The organism is Neobacillus sp. DZ-9 (assembly GCF_059587065.1).
Genome location: NZ_JCAIOL010000010.1, coordinates 99,578 through 117,132 on the forward strand (window position 1 = coordinate 99,578; position 17,555 = coordinate 117,132).

Sequence of the window (17,555 nt, forward strand, 5' to 3'; positions counted from 1 at the left end):
AGATGGAATCATTGACTACTCTATCAGAAGAGATTACAAATTTAATAGATGATAAACGCACCTTGTATACAAAGCTAAGTGATCAAATATGGGATTATGCAGAAACAAGATTTGAGGAATTCTGTTCAGCTGATTTGCTTTGCGAAGCAATGGAAAAAGAAGGTTTTGAGGTAAAAAGAGGAATAGCTGAGCTTGAAACAGGCTTTATCGCTTCATTTGGATCTGGTCATCCGGTCATTGCGATTCTCGGTGAATACGATGCTTTGGCAGGGCTAAGCCAGCAAGCGGGCAGCAATACGTTTGAGCCTATTATGAAAAATGGAAATGGCCATGGCTGTGGGCATAATCTGCTGGGAGTAGGTTCTATCGCTGCCGCTATTGCGGTTAAGGATTATATGAAAGAACATAATCTTTCTGGAACGGTACAATATTTCGGCTGCCCGGCAGAAGAAAGTGGATACGGGAAAACATTTATGGCAAGAGACGGCCTTTTTAAAGATGTTGATGCTGCCTTTTCATGGCATCCTGCAACAATGAATGCTATCATGCACTCCACAGCAAATGCTGTCATCCATGCACACTTTAAGTTTAAAGGGAGAAGTGCCCATGCTGCTGCAGCTCCCCATTTGGGTAGAAGTGCTTTAGATGCTGTCGAGCTAATGAATGTCGGAGTCAATTATATGAGGGAGCATATGATTGATGAGGCACGCATTCATTATGCAGTAACTAATACGGGAGGGATGGCTCCAAACGTAGTTCAAGCTGAGGCTGAAGTGACCTATTTAATCCGTGCACCGAAACCATATCAGGTAAAAGAGCTTTATGACAGGGTAGTAGACTGTGCCCGCGGAGCGTCACTGATGACGCAAACGAAGCTTGACTTTGAAATTCAAGGATCTTGTCATAATTTAATTCCTAACCTGACTCTTGGAAAGGTCATGTATCAATTTATGCAAGAAATAGGAGCTCCACTTGCTGCTGAGGATGATATAAACTATGCAAAAACAATCTATGAAACTTTGACTGATGAGGAAAAGCGCACGGCAGCTTTACAAGTTGGGAAACAGGGAGCTTCTCAATTAGCCGAACGACCTATTGCCGAGTTTATAGTTCCTTTTTCAGAAAAGGAAACATTTATGGGTGGTTCTACAGATGTGGCCGATGTTAGTTGGAATGTTCCAACAGCACAATGTGTTACTTCCACCTGGGCGTTTGGAACACCGTTTCACACTTGGCAGGCTGTGGCACAAGGTAAAGAAAGCTATGCCCATGATGCCATGTTATTAGCTGGAAAAGCAATCGCATGTACCGCTATTTCGGCTCTTGAAAACCCTGAATTACTTGAAAAGGCCAAATTGGAGTTAATAAAAAGACTCGATGGGGAAACTTATACATCCCTAATCCCGGAAGAGCTTACACCTCCGAAATATAAACAAAAGGTATATCAACAAATATGAAATTCCTCGTCTGGAGGGGAATGGAAAAAAGTTTTTACAGAAGAGACCTCTACCATTTTTAATTGGCACCCATTATGGGTGTCTTTTGTTTTTCTAAAAAATTACAGCATAAATTGAACCGGAAACAGGAATCTTTATCCTTTAGCAGAATAATAAAGATAGAAAACTGTCGAAAAATGAAATGAGGTTGGTTCATGAGAAATATAGAGGAAGTCATTAAGAAGAGTGCGGGAAAAAGAACGCCCTTCCTAAGTTTGTTTTTTGCAGGAATACTTGTTCTTTTGCTAGGATTTATTATTTTTATAGAACCTTCAATAAAACTCAGCGGTATAGAAAATGGCGAGGTTTATGCTGTGTATCCAAATATTCATTTGAATGAAAGCTTTGGGACTACAAAGGTTACATTAAATGGAAAGAGAATTACTTCGAACTATACGGTAAAAGAGAATGGAAACTACGTCCTTAAAGGCGAGTCCACCATTCTTTGGAAAAAGAAGCAGGTTTCCTATACCTTTGTCGTGGATGATAAGCCTCCGATTACACCACGCATAAAGGAGGGGATACAAAAGGTCTATTTTAAAAAAGCTAATTTCACCATTGATAAGGAAAAGGAAGTCACCTATAAAGCTGCCCTAAATGGAAAAGAGTTCCCCTGGATAAGCCGATTCAACAGCCAGGAGAGCATAAACTAAGGATTACTGCGACAAAGCCGAATGGATTAACAGCTACGAAAGAGATTTCATTTTTAATAGATGAATGATCTCACCTGCATACGGGACCATGGAAGCATTAACTCTGATTGGAACGGATAAGGAAATCACAAGAGATTATCGAAACGGGGTCATCCTTCACGAGCTTCTCCATACGGTCGGACTGCACAATCATATTGAAACAGCTCAAAACAATTCGCTTAATCAGTATTCAGATAAGATTGTGAAGTTGGGGGCTGAAGAGAAAAAGTATGGTGAACTCCTGTACTTAGGTGAGGTAAAACCTAATTTGACAAAGGAAGAACTTATGAAGCAATTGAAACAAAGGATTCATTAACAGAAATCATTAAAATAGCACCCTCAAATGGGTGCTATTTTGATGATTTCTATTATTAATAAAACAATCTTGTTTGCAGAATTTCAATTGCATGTTCTATATCATCCAAGTCTTCTTTCGAAGCATTTTGTATACGAGAGAGGAAAAGAGATTCTAAACTCTTAAAGGTTTCACTCATCATGGCTTCTCCCACCTCTGAAAGACGAATGTATTGTTTTCGTCGGTCCGCAGTATCACTTAACTTTTCAATTAAATTTTTCTCACTTAACTTTTTCAATTCACGGCTGGTATTTGGCATAGATATATGCTGGCAATCACTAATTTCACTAAGAGTTACAGGCTGACTAACGGTTATATATTCAAGAATTTTATATTGAATTGGTGTAATGGAAGTAGATTTAGAGTTTTTTGTTAATTCATGCGTTACTCGATGAACAGAAGTAATAAATGATACACATTTATTAAAAAGATTTATTTTGTCCATAAAACTCACCTCTTTTATAAAGTATCAAATAAGTTATCAAATAACAATTATCATTTGACAACTAAATTAAATGGATGCTATGATTTTGTTATCAATTGATAAGTAAACGGGGTGGGTTTATGAAGACGTTAATTATTTACACACATCCTAATCACCAAAGTTTATGCTATGCTTTTTTACAAAAAGTAATCAATGGATGTAACGAAAACTTAAACATTACGGAATTGCAGGTGCTGGATTTGTATGAAGAGGGTTTTAATCCTCTCCTGGTTTTTAATGAGAATAAGCGAAGACGTGATATGCATCGTGATCCTCACCTAGAAAAATACAGGAAACAAATTATATGGGCTGACTTGATAGTCTTTGTTTACCCAATTTGGTGGGGACGCCCACCCGCGATGCTGCTGGGATACATTGATCAGATGTTTGCAGCAAACTTTGCTTATCGGGATAAGAAGGGGCTTCTGCCAGAGGGGCTGTTGAAAGGAAAGTCAGTTGTATGTATTTCCACTATGAAGGGGCCTGCAAAATACCCTCTCCTTTGGTTAAATAATGCCCACAAAATATTAATGAAAAGGGCCTTATTTCAATTTGTAGGAATTAACAAAGTTAAATTCTTTGAATTCGGTAAAATGGAGAGCACTAAAGGAAAACAGACAAAAAAACTTGAGAAGGTTTACCATTATTTTAAAAAAATAGAATGTTGTTAAATATGTTTAGTAGTGAAATCTCATTAATTAAGCTAGTTTTATTAAGAATTGAAATTCTTTTTTTGGCTTTTATTGAATTTTTAAAAAAGTTGGCAGTTATTTTACCTTATTTAGACTAGTCACGGTGAACCGTATCATAAGTAAATGAGTTTTTTCTAATCGACTTTAGAAGTGGAGCATAATAATGCTTCACTTTTTTCTTTTCCTAGAGCAGACCATAAGAGCAAGAATGAGGACGAAATGGAGGTTGATTACTTGTTAAAATGGGTCCACTAACATTTGGAGGGAAATAAAATGAATAAGATTCAGGTATTCAATGAACTACATTTTTCAGAGGAACTATTATTTCTAGGAAACGCTTGGGACTTACTTTCCGCCTTAACGCTTGAAAAAGCAGGATTCAAAGCAATTGGTACAACCAGTTGGGGTATTGCAAACTCACTAGGGTATGCAGATGGAGAACTGATTGGTTTTGACAGACATTTAGGCATCATCAAAACCATTGTAAAGAATGTGAAAATTCCTGTTTCTGCTGATATCGAGGCGGGCTATGGCGAAGATACCCAAACAATTGTTGATAATGTTTTAAAGACCGCAGATGTAGGGGTTGCCGGTATCAATATTGAGGATTCATTCAAAAAACAAAAGGGGTTAAGAGAGGCGTCAAGACACTGTGACCTTTTAAGTAAAATTAGAACGGCGTTAGAAAATAATGGTTATAATAATTTTTATATAAACGCCAGAACCGATACTTACTTTCAAATGGAAAATCCCCTATTGGAAACAATTGAACGAGCAAAGGCATATGTTGAGAGCGGTGCTAGCGGGATTTTTGTTCCCGGTTTAAGAGAGAATGATGAGATCAAAGAAATCACAAGGAATGTTAGTGCGCCAGTAAATGTATTATCTTTACCTGGACTAACGAATTGTAATAAGGTTAAAGAATTAGGTGTGAGACGATTCAGTTTTGGAAATGCCCTATCTGATAAAGTGATTGCATATTTAGAAAAGAAGGTTGGTGAATTATTAGATTTTAAGGATACTTCCCTTTTGTATGAGAACGAGCACTAATGTGAAAGGATAGTGGGTTACATGCTGAATAATATCATTCTTTCATTTGAAGAAAAGTGGGAGAAAATCATCGCTTGTGATCGGAAATATGATGGGCTATTTTTTACGGCAGTAAAAACCACGAAAATATACTGCCGGCCTTCCTGCAGATCAAGGAAGCCCAAAAAAATAAATGTTGAATTTTACTATGACATGAATGAAGTTGAAAAAGCTGGTTATCGTCCTTGCAAAAGATGTCAGCCAGAAGTTGAGCATTCCCCGCATATTGAGCTTGTCAGAAATACCATTACATTCCTAGTTAATCATTATAAACAAAATTTGATATTAAAAGATATAGCGGATCAAGTCGGTTTGAGTCCCTTTTATTTGGAACGCTTATTTAAACAGGAAACCTCTGAGACACCAAGGGCTTATTTAGAAAAAATACGCATCGACAAAGCAGCCCACCTTCTAAAATGCACAACCTTGACGAACCTTGAGATTTGCTATGAGGTTGGATTCCAGAGTACTTCCAATTTTTATAAAGTATTTCGACGCTTAAAAAACTGTTCTCCTAGTGAATATCGAAAGGAACTCCTAAATGAATTGGATCGATCATGAATCCTATTTGGAGATTTATCCTAATCGGTTCAAATGGGAATTTAACTGGTTATTCAGGAGGTCTGTGGAGAAAAGAATGACTACCTATTTAATACTTCAAGAAAATAAATGAGCAGGCTACCATAAGCCTGCTCATTTATTGTATTTTTAATTATTAACGTTAAATTTGAAGGGTTTTACAGCCATTTGGGTCAGCTTTTACCAATAAAAAGATTCTTATTGTACTGCCCTTATTTAATTAGTTATATTGATAGTATAGTGAGGTTTTTGACTGAGTGAAAAAGAAACGATTTACGGTTTTGATTAATTTATTTCCGTTGTTATGGATTATTGCATTTTTTCAGTTTCATGGTATTGAACAATAAAAAATAAATCTTTGATTTGCTTGATGAACGGGGTGAGGGCGTTGGCAATTTTCCAGTACGAAGTTTTTTTAACAGTTGTTGAAAGTGGCAGTTTTACAAAAGCTGGTGAAAAACTAGGTTTGACTCAATCAGGGGTAAGCCATAACATTTCAACACTTGAAACAGAATTAGGAATTGTATTGCTTCTGCGTAATCGGAATGGAATAGCTTTAACCGATGCAGGAGAGCGAGTTTTACCACATATTCGTCAGATACTTCATTATGGAAAAATGCTTGAGCAGGAAGCTGCACTTATTCAAGGGATCGAAGTAGGAAGCATAAAAATCGGTACCTTCCCTAGTTTTTCATCAAGATTTCTCCCGGGTCTCATTCGTATCTTTATAAAAAAATACCCAGGTATCCAGATAGAGCTATACGAAGGTGGCTATGGCGATATTAAAGAATGGATCTCTTCAGGAGCAATTGATATGGGTTTTTTAGCGCTTCCATCCAAGGAATTTGATACCATTCAATTATTCAAAGACGAATTATTTGTTTTAGTACATGAAAGTCACCGAATGAACACACTGAAACGAGTATCGGTAAAATCAATAGATAATGAGTCGTTTATAATGCCGAAAGCAGGCTGTGAAGTTTTAGTAAAAAGGCTTTTAAGAGAAAATAACGTACATCTGAATGTGATTTTTGAAATAGAAGATAACAATACAATCATTTCTATGGTTCAAGAAGGGCTAGGGATAACGATTATCCCAGAAATGGTCTTACCGAAAAACATTCCTAACACGAAAGTGATTCCGCTTGAAACAGATTTGTATCGTGAAATAGGTATAGCCATAAAATCTATTAAGCTAGCGTCACCTTCAGTAAAGAAATTTATAGAGATTACAAAGGAAAAATTTAAACAAATGCAGCTTGAATAAGAGGTCCTTAAGAAGGAATCTAATTCAAGCTGATCTTGTTTATAAAGTTAAAATGCCGCGAATGGTAATGGTTGCTGCTCCTGCTACTTTGATGACTGGTTCTGATTCAGTTGGGATGACCGACACGTAAAGCGTTCCGGGTCTTCCAATTGCATTTCCTTGAGCGATTTTAAGATGTGTCGGTTCACTTTGGGGGATAATCCCTTCTTAATAGAGTAAACCAGCCAATGCCCCATTTGCAGCACCAGTAACAGGATCTTCAGGAATACCGATACCAGGTGCGAAATCTCTTGTATATAAATCATATTCATTTGGTGTGTTAAAAGTATAAAGATGTGTCGTACTGATATTATGTTCTTTATTATGCTTTCCTAAAGCCGCTAAGTCTGGAATGGCTTGGTCGATCGCAAATTGATCTTTAATTGGAACGAGTAAATGCCAGTTACCTGTATTAGCTAGTTTGATTGGATAGGTTAGGTCGATGCTTGCAGCTTTGACACCGATTAGCTGACTAAGCTGTGCAAGGTCAATGGAGAAATCTTGGGTTTTGGGTGTAATTTGGGTCATTTCCACATCAATTATGGTTCCATTTTCTTTATGCCAGATAACAGGTACATTACCAATGTTCGTTTCTAACACAATTCCTTCTTTTTTCTCTGCTAAACCAAACTCTGTCGCCAAAAGCCAGGTTAACCCAACTGTTGCATGTCCGCAAAAATTGATTTCTTCAGTAGGAGTAAAATATTTCACTTTATAATCTACCTTTTCATTATTTGAAGGTAGTAAAAAAACAGATTCAGGTAAATTTAGCTCTTTTGCAATACTTTGCATTTCATCTTCAGTTAATCTTTCAGCATCTAACACTACGCCTGCTGTATTACCTCCAAATTTTTCAGTTGTAAAAGCATCTACATGATAAACTCTGATTTCTCTCATCTTTTATTAACTCCTTTCAAACAATTCTTGATACCTCCATACTATGCCTTGGCGATGCATTAGTAAAATGAATCTTTCTTATGTAATAAATCGAAAATACTAATGCATTTTAAACCTCAATTAGAATTATTAGGTGAACCGTACCATATACAGGGGAGAGGATAAAGGGACAAAAGGTCTTTGTGCCAATTAGAGGTAGTAGGATTCCGATTGTTTTTTAGAGGTATTGGTTTTGAGGTAATTGAAAGAAGTATCAAAGAAAACTTCAACGTTCTTGATACTTCTTTCTTCTTTTAATAGGCCACGGAAAGATTTTGTCCATCTGTAGGTGTCAAAACAAAGCTTGCCAAAGCGTACGCAGATTCTCTCTTATGCGGGTTTTGTTTGTTTTTGGTCCAAGTGATGGCTTAGAAAAGTTAGAAGACTTGCTAGTATTGCAATCAACCCGCCGACCCATGTCACACTCATCAAATTACCTTGATGGTAAACCATTCCGCCTGCTGCGGAACCCAAGGCAATACCAATATTGCTTGCGACTGGCATCAGTGAAGCAGCGAGTCCTGTCGCTTTTGGTTGATAAATACCTGCAAGGTCAATCAAATAAAGCTGGGTAGATGTGGTTAAAAGGATGGCCATTAAAGACATCAAGCCAATGTTAATCAATCCAAAGAGTAAATTATTTGTCGTCCAATATAAGCTGACTAGAACAATTGCTTGCAAAAGGAAAACAATGCGAAGGCGCCCGATCGCATTGTAGCTCGCAATTTTACCAGCGAGTATGTTGCTGAAAATCGAAATAAAGCCGTAACCAAACAATATCAAACTGATTGAATTACTCGGTGCTTCCATTCCATTCAGGATCGGAACAAGATAAGTATAAACGGCATACGTCGCTCCAAATCCTAAAGATGGAATGAAAAACGCCATTAAGATTCGTGGGTGTGTCAACAAAGAAAATTGATCACGCATTGAACTGCGAAATTGACTGAGCTTTTTAGGCAAAACGAAGAAAGATGCCAAAAACGCAATTCCACCCAGAAAAGTCGTTAACAGGAAGGGTGCATTCCAGTTGTACCATTCAGCGATGGCAGTGCCAATTGGTACTCCTATCACGTTCGCAAGGGTAAAACCACCGAAAACAAATGATATAGCAAGCCCTCGTTTGGCGCTTGGAATGGTTTCACTGGCAACAATCATGGCAAGGGAGATTAAAACTCCTGTTACAATTGCCGTCATCATCCGAAGTACAAGGAGCGTGATGTAGCTCGTCGAAATCACACACAAAGCATTCAGGATGATGAATGCTCCTATCAAAAACAACATCCATTTACGCTTAGGAAAATGACTTGTTGCGCTCATCACGAGTGGTGTAGCAATGGCAAATGTAATGGCGAACGCAGAAACGAGTGTGCCTGCTTTTTCATTTGCTATATGAAGACCTGAGGAAATATCGGTTAAGATCCCGACGATAACAAATTCGCTTGTCCCGAGAACAAATGTTAATAAAGAAAGTGTAAAGATGAGCAACCAATGTCGCTTGGATAATTCAGTAGAGTACATAAATACCTCTTTTCTTAGATGAATGTAGATGTGAAACATGGTAGTAAACAATTAAAACATCATACCATAAAACATTTTTACTAGGAAAGCCCATACTTTTTACCAGCCATTTATTAGCTACAATCTTTAAAGACCACCTTTTTTTCGCTGTTATGATCGTTAAGGTGAACCTTACCATAAGTAAATGAGGTTTTTTGTTGGAAAAATAAATAGCCAAAAATATACAAGTTAAAAACTTGCATATTTTTGGCTTAAAAAAGATCCTTTTAAAAAAACTTGTGCTTTTGCTTACTTTAATATTCTCCTTTAATGACAAAAAACGAGCCCCGAATGGTTCCAGCTAGTTTAGACTTCTGTCTAGCAAACTTAAACTTCTCTTCTAACTCCTTTGGTATCTCCATTCCCTCAGAAAGCTTAAAACCAACGGCCCGCTTCGGCTTGGGGCCATCAACCGTATACATGACGTTGACCTCAAGACCATCCTCATAAAAGACGTAGGCCATTTTGATGTTTTCCACTTGAAAACGCGACGTTTCTAACGGTTTGGCAGCAAACTCTATATCACGTTCTTCTTTTAAAATTCGGTTCACATAATCAAGGGTATCCTGGCTTTCGCTAGCTGGTACAACCGTAAATTCATGCTTGTACTTAGTCATAAAGTAACGGGCTTCATTGGCTCGTAAACCAGCAAGCGCTTCTACTACAGGTGAAGACTCTAAACCAACCGCAGACACATTTTTAAAATCAACAGTATAGGACATTTCCGTCCCTCCATTTCTCTCTTTATTTCCTAACAATAAGAATCCGCATTCACGATATCAGTATGTACAATAAGATGAATAGGGATACGTCACTATTATTTCAATAAGAAGACGAGTTTTCCTTCTGTATCCAGTGGAAAGCTATATTTTTTTGTGAAGTTGGTAATCTATAAAATTCATAAAAATAGGCAATATTTAGTAATATAATAAAATTATAGGAAAAAATAATCAGGGAGAGGAAGAAAATGGGGATATTTGAAAATCTTCGGTCTGGTATTTTTGGTGGGTTTAACACCATTAATGGGAAAAGGTATTATTTTGATAATAATGGTGTTTTGCAATAATATTCTTTTCGATGTTCACCAAAAAACTTTTATAAAGATAAATCAGAGCTGTCATTGTGGCAGCTTTTTTTATGTTCTTAATATTTACATTTTTTCATCTAACTTTTACAAAATTTCATATTTTTTAAAATTAATTTGAATGTATTATTAGTATTCTTCAGAAATGGGCATTTTTAAAGAAAATGGAAAAAAATAAATTAAAATTTTGTTCAAATTTAATTTAACTTTTGTTCAAAATGTATGTTATATTATTTAGGTATTTAACGATGAAAGCGTTTCATGAAAAATTATATCTTGATAAAAATATAGCTGGAAATTTCGTGGATAAGGTGAAGGAGGACATAATGGGTTTTGTTGGTTTATTTCTTTCAGGTGCCGTCTTATTTCTAAACAGTCTTATGCTATTAGGGAAAGCGGATGCAAAAAGTGTTGGTATTTTTAATCTTTTCGTTGGTACCATTCAAATGATTATTCCATCCTATTTGATTGTTGTTTCGAATCAAGATCATTGGGAGCTTTATAATAATGCATCAATTTTTCTATTTGGCTTAACTTATTTATATGTTGGGTTCACCGCCTTAAAGGGTCTTGAAGGAAGCGGACTCGGTTGGTTTAGTCTTTGGGTTAGTATAGTTGGTGTCGTATATACCTTAACATCTATTATTCACTTTCATGATGCGGTCAATGCATTAACATGGGGCATGTGGACATTTTTATGGTTTCTGTTCTTTTTATCAAATGCGCTTAATAAAAAAATCGAACATTATATTGGACTGGTTGCCTTTGTTCAATCCTGGGTAACGTTAACCATCCCAGCGCTCCTTTATTTTTTAGGTGTCTGGGGTACACCAAATGTCTCCCGAATCTGGACCTGCGTATTAATTCTAGCTATTGTTTATTTTATTTTTAGTTTTTTTAGATGGAAGTTTTCAAATAATAAAGAGAAAAGAACTCAAACAATCCATGTAATCAATGCTTTGGAGGTAAAATAATATGTCAATCATAATTGGAATCGTTGGTATCCTTCTTCTCATGGGCATAGCCTGGATGATGTCAAATGATAAGAAAAACATCAACTATCGTGCCGTTGGTATCATGACTGTCGTTCAGTTGTTAATTGCTTGGTTTATGCTAAATACTTCAATCGGTAAAAAAGTTCTGCACAAGATCGTAGATGGTTTTAACAAAGTTCTTTCTTTCGGTAATGACGGTATCTCATTCGTATTCGGTGACCTTGCAGGAAAGAATTTATTCTTTGTAAATGTTCTAATGATGATTGTATTCGTAACAGCTATTTTAGGTATACTGACTTATTCAAGAATATTACCATTGGCTATTAAATACATTGGTGGTGCAGTAAGTAAAATAACAGGTCTACCAAAGGTGGAATCATTTGTTGCGGTAAATTCCATGGTATTTGGTGATACTTCTGCTATCCTTTCTGTTAAGTCATTCATTCCTAATCTTTCTGGTAATCGCTTGTTCGTAGTTGTTACTTCTTCTCTTGTTGCGGTAAGCTGTTCAATCTTAGGTGCATACATGCAAATGATTCCTGCGGAGTTCGTATTGGTTGCGTTACCAATTAACGTATTCTCTGGACTTATCCTTTCAACAATCGTATGTCCTGTTCGCAAAGAAGAAGATGAAATAATCGATATTAAGGGAATGATTCCAGAAAAATCTCTTTTCGAAGCAATCGGGAACTGGACATTGCTTGGCGGAAAGACGGCCTTAATCGTAGGCGCTATGCTTATCACGTATGTAGGATTAATCGCAGCCGTTAACTGGATTTTCACTTCCATCTTCGGTATCTCTTTCACTGGCGTACTTGGATATGTATTTGCTCCTATCGCATGGATCATGGGTATACCTGCAAATGAGATTATTAAAGCTGGCTCAGTCATGGGTACTAAGGTAGCCGCTAACGAGTTCGTTGCTATGTTAGACTTCATGAAAATGATCCCTCATATGTCTCATAAGACGGTAGGCATCGTATCAGCATTCTTGGTATCTTTCGCTAACTTTTCATCTATTGGTATTATTTTGGGAACTGTACAAGCAATCAATAATGAAAAGGCAAGTGAGTTAGCGAAGGTTGGTCTTAAGGTATTGTTAGTAGCTACAATGGGATCAGTCTTAACTGGAACGATGGTAGGTCTATTCCTATAATCATTTAATATTGAAAACCCCTCTTATCACTTTTACAAACAAAAGTGATGAGAGGGGTTTTTATTTTTCCTATAAAAAAATGGCAGTGTTAAAAGCCATTGTTGATTGGAGCGGAAAGCGAAGTGCCTGGAGCGCAAATCAACAACCAAGTTTAACGGTGCCAAAAAAAATAAAAATTCCCCTATTGAAAAACGCTTACATTGTCTTTATAATAAAAATAAATCGATTTACTAAATCGGTTTACTAAATCGATTTATCGAAATTACAGCTTAGAAAGGATCTTTAACATGCAAAACGTGATTGTTCCGATGAATGCTTTTGATAGATTCGAAGTGTTAGCGAATGGGCAGGAATCCTTTATCAGTCTTATTGCTCAATCAGGAGCTTATGGAGTCGAGATTCGCCGTGAATTATTGCCGGTCCAAGATCCGCAGCTAGATAACATTCAAAATGAAATGGCAAGCAATGGACTTTTTGCTGTATACTCCGCTCCCATTGAATTATGGAAAGAGGATCATCAATTAAATTACAGGGAATTAACTGAGATTTTCCAAGAGACTCTGACGCTAGGGGCAAAGTGGCTTAAGGTGTCACTTGGGTACTATAAAAAGGAAACTTCAAGCATGAGTGAACTTGCGGCTTTCCTAAACCAATACAAAGAGATTCAATTATTGGTCGAAAATGACCAGACGCCCCATGGCGGGAATGTCAGCCAGTTAACATCCTTTTTTGAAAACGTTACCGAACAGGAAGTTCCCGTTAAAATGACCTTCGATGCCGGGAATTGGTATTATTCTGGCCAAAGTGTAGAGGATGCTCTGGATAAGCTCTCACCGTACGTCCTTTATCTACATTTAAAACAAGTGGAAGAGGGGCCAATTACGGTACCACTTCAAAGGGAAGGGAATCATAGCTGGAGAAAAGTCATGCAGCAATTTCCTAGCACAATGGTGAAAGCGCTTGAATTCCCGATTGAGCCGAAAGAGAAAACGAAGGACTATATTGATTTAATCTCGGAATTAGTATTAGAAAGCGAGGCAATTTCATGCAACAGCTAGATGTCATTACCTTTGGTGAAGCGATGGCGATGTTTATGGCCAATCAGCCTGGTTCCTTACACCAAATCAATCAATTCACCCTCGAGCTTGCTGGTGCGGAAACCAATGTGGCCATCGGCCTTGCCCGGCTGGGCCATCGGGCTGGCTGGGTCAGTAAGGTAGGCAATGATGCTTTTGGAAGGTTCATTATTGAACGGCTTAAAAATGAAAACGTCAACATTGAGCAGGTATTAATGGATGAACAGCATCCAACAGGGTTTCAACTGAAATCCAAAGTGTTGGAGGGGGATCCTGAGGTACAATATTTCAGAAAAGGATCGGCTGCAAGCCACCTGAAAATCGCTGATTTCAATGAAGATTATTTTCAATCCGCCAAACACCTGCATATAACCGGGATTCCATTGGCTATTTCGGAACAGGCAAGGGCTTATGCTAAACATGCATTATCTTTTATGAAAAATAACGGCCGAACCGTCTCGTTTGATCCGAATCTAAGGCCATCACTCTGGGCATCAAAAGAAGAAATGGTGGAACAAATCAATGCCGTTGCCTTTCGAGCTAACTATGTGCTGCCGGGAATTACAGAAGGTGTAATCTTGACCGGTTATAAGAATCCGCGAGATATTGCTTCTTTTTACTTAGAAAGTGGTGTTGAGCTTGTGGTGATCAAGCTTGGTGAAGAAGGCGCCTTTTATAAAACTGCTTTTGAAGAAGGAACAGTTCCAGGCTTTAAAGTGAAAGAGGTTATTGATACGGTTGGGGCCGGCGACGGTTTCGCTGTTGGTGTCATTAGCGGACTCTTGGAGAAACTTTCGATTCAGGAAACAGTTGCAAGGGGAAATGCAATTGGTTCTCTAGCTGTTCAATCACCAGGAGACAACGATGGCTATCCAACTCAAAATCAACTGCAAGAATATATAGAAGAAAATTTACAGGGAGTGAAATGACATGAAACAAACGATTGCGAAACAAAGATGGCTGCGCTTAATTCCGATTGCTTTCATTACTTACAGTCTTGCCTATCTTGACCGTGCCAACTATGGCTTCGGGGCTGCTTCCGGTTTAGCCGAGGATCTTCACATTACAGCTGGTACATCTTCCTTGCTTGGTTCACTTTTCTTCTTAGGATATTTCTTTTTCCAAGTGCCTGGTGCTGCATTTGCTGAGAAAAAGAGTGCGAAGGTCCTCATTTTCTGGTCATTGATTGCCTGGGGGTTATTAGCTTCTTTTACAGGTATGGTCTCGAATATTAAATTATTATTTGTGATTCGCTTTGCTCTTGGCGTCGTGGAAAGTGCCGTTATGCCTTCCATGCTGGTCCTTTTAAGTAACTGGTTTACAAAAGCAGAACGCTCTCGTGCGAATACGTTCTTAATTTTAGGAAACCCTGCAACGGTATTATGGATGTCGATTGTTTCTGGTTATTTAGTAAACTCGGTTGGCTGGAGATGGATGTTTATTGCTGAAGGTCTTCCTGCCGTGATTTGGGCATTTATTTGGTGGAAGGTTGTCAATGACAAACCTAGAGAAGCAAAATGGTTAACCGAGCAAGAAAAGAAAGATTTTGAACAACAGTTAGCAAAAGAGCAGGAAGGTATTAAACCTGTTAAAAATTATGGCGAAGCCTTTAAATCAAAACCGGTTATTTTGTTAAGTGCGCAATACTTCCTTTGGAGCATTGGGGTCTATGGATTTGTTATGTGGCTCCCATCCATTATTAAAGCAGCGCCAAATATGGATATCGTCAAAACTGGCTGGTTGTCTTCGGTTCCTTATATTTTAGCTATTATTCTTATGTTAGTTGCTTCTTATTTCTCTGATAAAACCTTGAATCGAAACGCATTTGTTTGGCCGTTCCTATTAATTGGTGCCATTGCATTCTATGCTTCATATGCGATCGGAACAAACCATTTTTGGATTTCATTCATCTTATTAGTAATTGCCGGTGGTGCGATGTATGCTCCATATGGCCCATTCTTTGCAATCATTCCAGAAATACTGCCGCGTAATGTAGCCGGAGGCGCGATGGCTCTGATTAACAGTATGGGTGCATTAGGTTCTTTTGCTGGGTCCTATGCAGTTGGTTATTTGAATGGAGCAACGGGTGGATTTAGTGCCTCATATATCTTCATGGCAGGCTCACTATTCCTATCCGCTCTTTTAACGGTATGGGCAGTAAAGTCAGCGAAAAAACAAACGGAATCCGGAAATGTCAATATAAGTGCATAAAACTGTCCGCAGCTTTAGAGTTTCATCTCTAAAGCTGTTGACCATTAAAGGGAGAGATTTTGAATGGGTATGGAGGAACTTAAAAATAGAGCAGTTGTTGCGGTGATTCGCGGCGCCACACTTGAATCGATTATTCCAATGGCAAACGCCCTAAAAGAAGGCGGAGTTACAGCTATTGAAATCACGATGGAAACACCGAAGGCCTTAGCAATTATTGAAAAAGCTGCAGATGTATTTGGGGATGACTTGTTAGTTGGTGCTGGGACTGTCCTCGATCCAGAGACAGCACGAGCTGCTATTATGGCCGGATCGAAGTTTATTTTTTCGCCAACGGTCAATGTGGAAACAATCCGCATGACGAAACGGTATGGGGTCATTAGTGTGCCGGGTGCCTTTACCCCAACGGAAATTCTAAACGCTTATGAACATGGCGCTGATGCGATAAAGGTTTTTCCAGCAGGAACGGTGGGTCCTGGTTATTTTAAAAATATTGCCGGTCCGCTGCCGCATATCCCGCTGATGCCAACAGGAGGCATTAACCTGCAAAACGCCAAGGATTATATTCGTGCTGGAGCGGTGGCGGTTGGTGTCGGCACTTCATTGGTTGATCCTGCTAGGGCACTAACAGAGGAATATTTATTCGAGGTCACACAAAATGCCAGGAAGTTGATGGAAGAGGTTCAGAGTGCGCGGGGATGAGCTGAACAGAAATCATTTCATTTACCATGAGAGCTCAATTTCGAGCTTCGCGGGCAATGAACACACGTCTCTTATCTTAAAACAATATTTACAAAACTGGAAAAACCGATGATTTATCGCTAAAATGAAGTCATTGATGCAGATTGAAAGAGTGGATTGTATGGAAAAAGTAACAATGGCCGATGTAGCGAAAGAAGCCGGTGTCTCTAAAAGTACCGTTTCGCAATTTCTCAACAAACGGTTTGAATACATGGGTGAGAAAACAAAACAGAAAATTGAAGAAGCGATAGAAAAGCTAGGCTATCAGCCCAACTATATTGCCAGAAGCTTAAAGCAAAAGAGGACCTCTATGGTCGGCATCATCGTGGCCAATATTATGCACTATTTATCAACCGAGATCAGCCGTGCGATTGAGGACTTCTGCCAAGATCACGATTTGCATGCCATCGTGTGCAACGCCGATGATAATCCGGAAAAAGAAAAGCGTTATATTGAGATGCTGCGGGCTAAGCAAGTAGACGGTTTAATTATTTTTCCAACCGGAAAAAATAATGATTTATATGAAAGCATGATTAAGCAAGGCTATCCAGTCGTGTTTGTCGATCGAAGGGTTGAAAATCTCGATGCGTTTTCGGTGCTAACCGATAACGTTATGTCCACCTATAAGGCCATACAATCTTTGATTGAGAAGGGTCATCAAAACATTGCCTTTGCTGTTCAGCCCTTAACGGTCAGTACGCGCCGGGATCGATTGGAAGGCTATAAAAAAGCGATGATAGATGCCGGTTTAAAAGTAACCGATGATTTTATTATTGAATCCAGCATTGTTGAAATGCAGGGGAAATTAGAAAAACTCTTTTCCTCGGAGGAGCGGCCGACCGCTTTGTTTGCTGGAAATGACCGTGTTTTTCTAGCGGTTGTGGAATTTTTAAAAGAAAAGGGTCTTAAACTTGGCGAGGATGTTGAATTGATTGTCTTTGATAATATTCCGTTTGCTCATTTAGTCGAAACACCGATTTCGTTTATTGTCCAGCCAGCCACGGAAATGGGGCGGAAGGCAGCGGAATTGTTGTTTGATCAAATCAACAAAGTCGAGCGAGAGCCGGAAGAATTTGTGTTCCCAAGTCAGATGGTGTAGGCGGGTG

General features: G+C 38.4%; 19 protein-coding genes and 1 pseudogene. 16 read left to right on the forward strand and 4 right to left on the reverse strand.

Annotation, left to right across the window (positions count from 1 at the left end):
- Positions 1–2 precede the first annotated feature (2 nt).
- The 3 genes from AC59HZ_RS24190 (at position 3) to AC59HZ_RS24200 (ending at position 2,504) form a co-directional block, all read left to right on the forward strand.
- Positions 3–1,457 carry a M20 family metallopeptidase gene (locus AC59HZ_RS24190; protein ID WP_496548311.1) on the forward strand — a complete coding sequence of 485 codons (1,455 nt, stop codon included), beginning with the start codon at positions 3–5 and terminating at the stop codon, positions 1,455–1,457.
- 194 nt (positions 1,458–1,651) lie between these two features.
- On the forward strand, positions 1,652–2,149 hold the full coding sequence (locus AC59HZ_RS24195) for a hypothetical protein (RefSeq protein WP_496548312.1): 498 nt from the start codon (positions 1,652–1,654) through the stop codon (positions 2,147–2,149).
- 64 nt (positions 2,150–2,213) lie between these two features.
- Entirely contained in the window at positions 2,214–2,504 is a 291-nt protein-coding gene (locus AC59HZ_RS24200) for a hypothetical protein (RefSeq protein WP_496548313.1), read from the forward strand.
- 55 nt (positions 2,505–2,559) lie between these two features.
- On the opposite strand, the gene AC59HZ_RS24205 is transcribed toward AC59HZ_RS24200, so the two are convergent.
- On the reverse strand, positions 2,560–2,988 hold the full coding sequence (locus tag AC59HZ_RS24205) for a MarR family winged helix-turn-helix transcriptional regulator (RefSeq protein ID WP_496548314.1): 429 nt from the start codon (positions 2,986–2,988) through the stop codon (positions 2,560–2,562).
- 119 nt (positions 2,989–3,107) lie between these two features.
- On the opposite strand from AC59HZ_RS24205, the gene AC59HZ_RS24210 reads away from it, so the two are divergent.
- From AC59HZ_RS24210 to AC59HZ_RS24225, 4 genes are all read left to right on the forward strand, one after another.
- Positions 3,108–3,698 carry an NAD(P)H-dependent oxidoreductase gene (locus AC59HZ_RS24210; protein ID WP_496548315.1) on the forward strand — a complete coding sequence of 197 codons (591 nt, stop codon included), beginning with the start codon at positions 3,108–3,110 and terminating at the stop codon, positions 3,696–3,698.
- Between the two features lie 294 nt (positions 3,699–3,992).
- Complete coding sequence (locus AC59HZ_RS24215) at positions 3,993–4,769, forward strand: isocitrate lyase/PEP mutase family protein (RefSeq protein WP_496548316.1); 777 nt, start codon at positions 3,993–3,995, stop codon at positions 4,767–4,769.
- A 21-nt stretch (positions 4,770–4,790) separates the two neighbouring features.
- Entirely contained in the window at positions 4,791–5,369 is a 579-nt protein-coding gene (locus tag AC59HZ_RS24220; RefSeq protein WP_496548317.1) for a bifunctional transcriptional activator/DNA repair enzyme AdaA, read from the forward strand.
- A gap of 406 nt (positions 5,370–5,775) precedes the next feature.
- Positions 5,776–6,654: a LysR family transcriptional regulator gene (locus AC59HZ_RS24225; protein ID WP_496548318.1), complete on the forward strand. Its 879-nt coding sequence runs from the start codon at positions 5,776–5,778 to the stop codon at positions 6,652–6,654.
- A 39-nt stretch (positions 6,655–6,693) separates the two neighbouring features.
- Here AC59HZ_RS24225 and AC59HZ_RS24230 read toward each other — a convergent pair.
- The 3 genes and pseudogenes from AC59HZ_RS24230 to AC59HZ_RS24240 form a co-directional block, all read right to left on the reverse strand.
- Positions 6,694–7,590 (reverse strand): annotated as a pseudogene (locus tag AC59HZ_RS24230) (PhzF family phenazine biosynthesis protein).
- A gap of 369 nt (positions 7,591–7,959) precedes the next feature.
- Positions 7,960–9,150, reverse strand: a complete 1,191-nt coding sequence (locus AC59HZ_RS24235; protein ID WP_496548319.1) for an MFS transporter — start codon at positions 9,148–9,150, stop codon at positions 7,960–7,962.
- 293 nt (positions 9,151–9,443) lie between these two features.
- Entirely contained in the window at positions 9,444–9,911 is a 468-nt protein-coding gene (locus AC59HZ_RS24240) for a DUF8821 family protein (RefSeq protein ID WP_496548320.1), read from the reverse strand.
- Positions 9,912–10,156: 245 nt separating this feature from the next.
- Here AC59HZ_RS24240 and AC59HZ_RS24245 point away from each other — a divergent pair, with 245 nt between their 5' ends.
- The 9 genes from AC59HZ_RS24245 (at position 10,157) to AC59HZ_RS24285 (ending at position 17,548) form a co-directional block, all read left to right on the forward strand.
- Entirely contained in the window at positions 10,157–10,255 is a 99-nt protein-coding gene (locus tag AC59HZ_RS24245; protein WP_496548321.1) for a hypothetical protein, read from the forward strand.
- A gap of 344 nt (positions 10,256–10,599) precedes the next feature.
- Positions 10,600–11,247 (forward strand): AmiS/UreI family transporter, encoded by a 648-nt coding sequence (locus AC59HZ_RS24250; protein WP_496548322.1) that lies wholly within the window; start codon positions 10,600–10,602, stop codon positions 11,245–11,247.
- Between the two features lies 1 nt (position 11,248).
- On the forward strand, positions 11,249–12,424 hold the full coding sequence (locus tag AC59HZ_RS24255; protein ID WP_496548323.1) for a NupC/NupG family nucleoside CNT transporter: 1,176 nt from the start codon (positions 11,249–11,251) through the stop codon (positions 12,422–12,424).
- 79 nt (positions 12,425–12,503) lie between these two features.
- Positions 12,504–12,671, forward strand: coding sequence for a hypothetical protein (locus AC59HZ_RS24260; RefSeq protein WP_496548324.1), 168 nt, complete (start codon positions 12,504–12,506; stop codon positions 12,669–12,671).
- 40 nt (positions 12,672–12,711) lie between these two features.
- Positions 12,712–13,482: a sugar phosphate isomerase/epimerase family protein gene (locus AC59HZ_RS24265; RefSeq protein ID WP_496548325.1), complete on the forward strand. Its 771-nt coding sequence runs from the start codon at positions 12,712–12,714 to the stop codon at positions 13,480–13,482.
- Entirely contained in the window at positions 13,470–14,429 is a 960-nt protein-coding gene (locus AC59HZ_RS24270) for a sugar kinase (RefSeq protein WP_496548326.1), read from the forward strand. Before AC59HZ_RS24265 ends, AC59HZ_RS24270 begins: the two co-directional genes overlap by 13 nt.
- Position 14,430: 1 nt before the next feature.
- Positions 14,431–15,711, forward strand: coding sequence for an MFS transporter (locus AC59HZ_RS24275; protein WP_496548327.1), 1,281 nt, complete (start codon positions 14,431–14,433; stop codon positions 15,709–15,711).
- A 63-nt stretch (positions 15,712–15,774) separates the two neighbouring features.
- On the forward strand, positions 15,775–16,410 hold the full coding sequence (locus AC59HZ_RS24280; protein ID WP_496548328.1) for a bifunctional 4-hydroxy-2-oxoglutarate aldolase/2-dehydro-3-deoxy-phosphogluconate aldolase: 636 nt from the start codon (positions 15,775–15,777) through the stop codon (positions 16,408–16,410).
- A 160-nt stretch (positions 16,411–16,570) separates the two neighbouring features.
- On the forward strand, positions 16,571–17,548 hold the full coding sequence (locus tag AC59HZ_RS24285) for a LacI family DNA-binding transcriptional regulator (protein ID WP_496548329.1): 978 nt from the start codon (positions 16,571–16,573) through the stop codon (positions 17,546–17,548).
- Positions 17,549–17,555 lie beyond the last annotated feature (7 nt).

What these genes read in the sequence shown, in the direction of transcription:
- AC59HZ_RS24200 (WP_496548313.1), top strand. Translation starts at nt 2,214, where the DNA reads ATGATCTCACCTGCATACGGGACCATGGAAGCATTAACTCTGATTGGA.
- AC59HZ_RS24205 (WP_496548314.1), bottom strand. Translation starts at nt 2,988, where the DNA reads ATGGACAAAATAAATCTTTTTAATAAATGTGTATCATTTATTACTTCT.
- AC59HZ_RS24255 (WP_496548323.1), top strand. Translation starts at nt 11,249, where the DNA reads ATGTCAATCATAATTGGAATCGTTGGTATCCTTCTTCTCATGGGCATA.
- AC59HZ_RS24190 (WP_496548311.1), top strand. Translation starts at nt 3, where the DNA reads ATGGAATCATTGACTACTCTATCAGAAGAGATTACAAATTTAATAGAT.
- AC59HZ_RS24275 (WP_496548327.1), top strand. Translation starts at nt 14,431, where the DNA reads ATGAAACAAACGATTGCGAAACAAAGATGGCTGCGCTTAATTCCGATT.
- AC59HZ_RS24245 (WP_496548321.1), top strand. Translation starts at nt 10,157, where the DNA reads ATGGGGATATTTGAAAATCTTCGGTCTGGTATTTTTGGTGGGTTTAAC.
- AC59HZ_RS24250 (WP_496548322.1), top strand. Translation starts at nt 10,600, where the DNA reads ATGGGTTTTGTTGGTTTATTTCTTTCAGGTGCCGTCTTATTTCTAAAC.
- AC59HZ_RS24280 (WP_496548328.1), top strand. Translation starts at nt 15,775, where the DNA reads ATGGGTATGGAGGAACTTAAAAATAGAGCAGTTGTTGCGGTGATTCGC.
- AC59HZ_RS24260 (WP_496548324.1), top strand. Translation starts at nt 12,504, where the DNA reads ATGGCAGTGTTAAAAGCCATTGTTGATTGGAGCGGAAAGCGAAGTGCC.
- AC59HZ_RS24210 (WP_496548315.1), top strand. Translation starts at nt 3,108, where the DNA reads ATGAAGACGTTAATTATTTACACACATCCTAATCACCAAAGTTTATGC.
- AC59HZ_RS24265 (WP_496548325.1), top strand. Translation starts at nt 12,712, where the DNA reads ATGCAAAACGTGATTGTTCCGATGAATGCTTTTGATAGATTCGAAGTG.
- AC59HZ_RS24195 (WP_496548312.1), top strand. Translation starts at nt 1,652, where the DNA reads ATGAGAAATATAGAGGAAGTCATTAAGAAGAGTGCGGGAAAAAGAACG.
- AC59HZ_RS24240 (WP_496548320.1), bottom strand. Translation starts at nt 9,911, where the DNA reads ATGTCCTATACTGTTGATTTTAAAAATGTGTCTGCGGTTGGTTTAGAG.
- AC59HZ_RS24285 (WP_496548329.1), top strand. Translation starts at nt 16,571, where the DNA reads ATGGAAAAAGTAACAATGGCCGATGTAGCGAAAGAAGCCGGTGTCTCT.
- AC59HZ_RS24220 (WP_496548317.1), top strand. Translation starts at nt 4,791, where the DNA reads ATGCTGAATAATATCATTCTTTCATTTGAAGAAAAGTGGGAGAAAATC.
- AC59HZ_RS24235 (WP_496548319.1), bottom strand. Translation starts at nt 9,150, where the DNA reads ATGTACTCTACTGAATTATCCAAGCGACATTGGTTGCTCATCTTTACA.
- AC59HZ_RS24270 (WP_496548326.1), top strand. Translation starts at nt 13,470, where the DNA reads ATGCAACAGCTAGATGTCATTACCTTTGGTGAAGCGATGGCGATGTTT.
- AC59HZ_RS24215 (WP_496548316.1), top strand. Translation starts at nt 3,993, where the DNA reads ATGAATAAGATTCAGGTATTCAATGAACTACATTTTTCAGAGGAACTA.